Source organism: Micromonospora sp. ATCC 39149 (assembly GCF_000158815.1).
Classification (GTDB): Bacteria; Actinomycetota; Actinomycetes; order Mycobacteriales; family Micromonosporaceae; genus Micromonospora.
This window is the reverse complement of the sequence record NZ_GG657738.1, coordinates 1,620,719-1,623,050: the sequence shown is the minus strand read 5'-3', so window position 1 is coordinate 1,623,050 and position 2,332 is coordinate 1,620,719. Positions and strand designations below refer to the sequence as shown.

2 protein-coding genes and 1 pseudogene are annotated in these 2,332 nt (G+C 74.7%); all 3 read left to right on the top strand.

Features of this window, described 5'->3' with window-relative positions:
• A pseudogene (locus MCAG_RS06535) lies at nt 1-354 on the top strand (alkaline phosphatase family protein); the annotation flags it as partial.
• Nucleotides 355-424: 70 nt separating this feature from the next.
• On the top strand, nt 425-1,684 hold the full coding sequence (locus MCAG_RS06530) for a DNA polymerase IV (RefSeq protein ID WP_007072180.1): 1,260 nt from the start codon (nt 425-427) through the stop codon (nt 1,682-1,684).
• 115 nt (nt 1,685-1,799) lie between these two features.
• On the top strand, nt 1,800-2,201 hold the full coding sequence (locus tag MCAG_RS06525; RefSeq protein WP_007072179.1) for a DUF3040 domain-containing protein: 402 nt from the start codon (nt 1,800-1,802) through the stop codon (nt 2,199-2,201).
• Nucleotides 2,202-2,332: the final 131 nt, after the last annotated feature.

The window sequence follows — 2,332 nt, the reverse complement described above, 5'->3', positions numbered from 1 at the left end:
TTCGATGCCGATCCCCGGCTGCGGGCCGGGGTGCGGGTGCTCGCCGGGGAACCCCGGGTCCGCTATCTGCACGTCGCGCCGGGCGCGGTCGACGACGTGGTGGCCACCTGGTCGGCCGTGCTCGGCGGCGCGGCCCGGGTGCTGCGCCGGGACGAGGCGGTGGCCACCGGCTGGTTCGGGCCGGTGCCCGAGGCGCACCTGGGCCGGATCGGCGACGTGGTGGTGGCCTGCCGGGGCACGTCCGCCGTGGTCGCCACCCGCTCGGAGCACCCGGTCGACGCCCGCCTGGTGGCGTACCACGGGTCGGACACCGCCGCCGAGATGACCATCCCGCTGCTCGTGGTGCGCGGCTGAGGCTGGTGGTGCGACGGCTGGGCGGCCCCGGGCCAGCCGGCGTGTCGTACCCGGGGGCTAGCCTGCCGGAATGGGCCGCAGTCAGTCGTTGCCGCGCGGTGGCGACCCGCGCTTCGGGCCCGACGGCGACGACTCCGGCAGCCCGATCCTGCACGTCGACATGGACGCCTTCTACGCCTCGGTCGAGGTGCGCCGCCGACCTGAGCTGCGGGGCCGGCCCGTCGTGGTCGGCGGGGTCGGCCAGCGTGGCGTGGTCAGCTCCGCCAGCTACGAGGCCCGACGGTACGGCATCCGCAGCGCCATGCCGATCATGCGCGCCCGGTCGCTGTGCCCGCACGCGGTCTATCTGCCGCCCGACTTCGCGCAGTACACCGCCGCCTCCCGGGCCGTGATGCAGATCTTCCGGGACGTCACCCCACTGGTCGAGCCACTCTCGCTCGACGAGGCGTTCCTCGACGTGGCCGGCGCGCGCCGGCTGTTCGGCCCGCCGGCCCGGATCGCCCGGAGCATCCGCGCCCGGGTCGCCGACGAGCAGGGCCTGACCTGCTCGGTGGGGGTCGCGCCGAGCAAGTTCGTGGCGAAGCTCGGCTCCACCCGGGCCAAACCCGACGGGCTGCTCGTGGTGCCGGCCGACCGGGTGCTCGACTTCCTGCGCCCGCTGCCGGTCGACGCCCTGTGGGGCGTGGGGGAGCGCTCCGCCGAGACGCTGCGCCGGCTCGGGCTGGCCACCATAGGTGACCTGGCCGAGGCCCCGTACGGCATGCTTCGCAAAGCGCTCGGCGAGGCGGCCGCGGCCCACCTGCACGGGCTGGCCCAGGGGCGGGACCCGCGTCGGGTCACCCCCGAGCAGGTGGAGAAGTCGATCGGTGCCGAGGTGACCTTCGACGCCGACGTGGCCGACCCGCTGGAGATCCGCCGGGCCCTGCTCGCCCTCGCCGAGAAGGTCGGCGCCCGGCTGCGCCGGGCCGGCCAGGTCGGCCGGACGGTGTCGATCAAGGTGCGGACGGCCGACTTCCGCACCGTCAACCGCTCCCGCACCCTCGACGTGGCGACCGACACGGCGCGGGAGACGTTCGACACGGCGTGGGCCCTCTACACCGCCCTCGACCCCAGTGACCGGATTCGCCTCGTCGGGGTGCGGATGGAGGGGCTCGCCCCGGCAGGCCAGACGCCACAGCAGCTGACGCTTGGCGCGCCCGAACGCGGCTGGCGGGAGGCGGAGGCCGTGGCGGACGCCGCCGCCGCCCGATTCGGGCGGTCCGTCATAGGTCCGGCGAGCCTGCTTGGCCGTCGCGATCCCAGACGAAACGAAAATCCGCCCCGCCCATAGGTCGTCCCGCTTTCCGACGCGCGACCCCCCTCGTAGACTTGACGGTAAGCAGCCGGTTGGCTGCCACGGTCTGTCGGTCCGACCGGACCGACCAACGTGACCGGGGAGGAGTGCCGTGCCGCTCTCGGAGCACGAGCAGCGGCTGTTCGAGCAGATCGAGCGGTCGCTTGCCGAGGACCCCAAATTCGCCTCGGCTGTGCGCGCCAGCGATCCGCGCTTCCACGCGCGGCGTCGTCTGCTCGTCGCTGCCGGCGCGATCATCGTTGGCCTGGCTCTACTGGTCTACGGTGCGGTGATCAAGACCCCACCGCTCGCGGTGGTGGGTTTCGTCATCATGCTGGGTTCGGCGGCGTACGCGGTGCAGTCGCACCGCAAGGCCCAGTCCCCCGACCTGCACGTGGTCGGGGGAACGACGACCAGCAGCCGACGCCGTCCGCGCGGGCGGTCCGGCCGGCGTTCGTCGTTTCTGGATCGGATGGAGGACCGGTGGCGGCAGCGCCCGGAGGGGCACCGCTGACCCGGCCCCACCGCTGACCCACGGCCCGCCGGCCCGGCGGGGCTGCGCTGACTCGGCCCGTCGAACGGCGGGCCGCTGCTTCCTGCCCGCGCCGGTGCTCGTGCGGGCTCCCTCCGCGCCTGTCGCGCCCG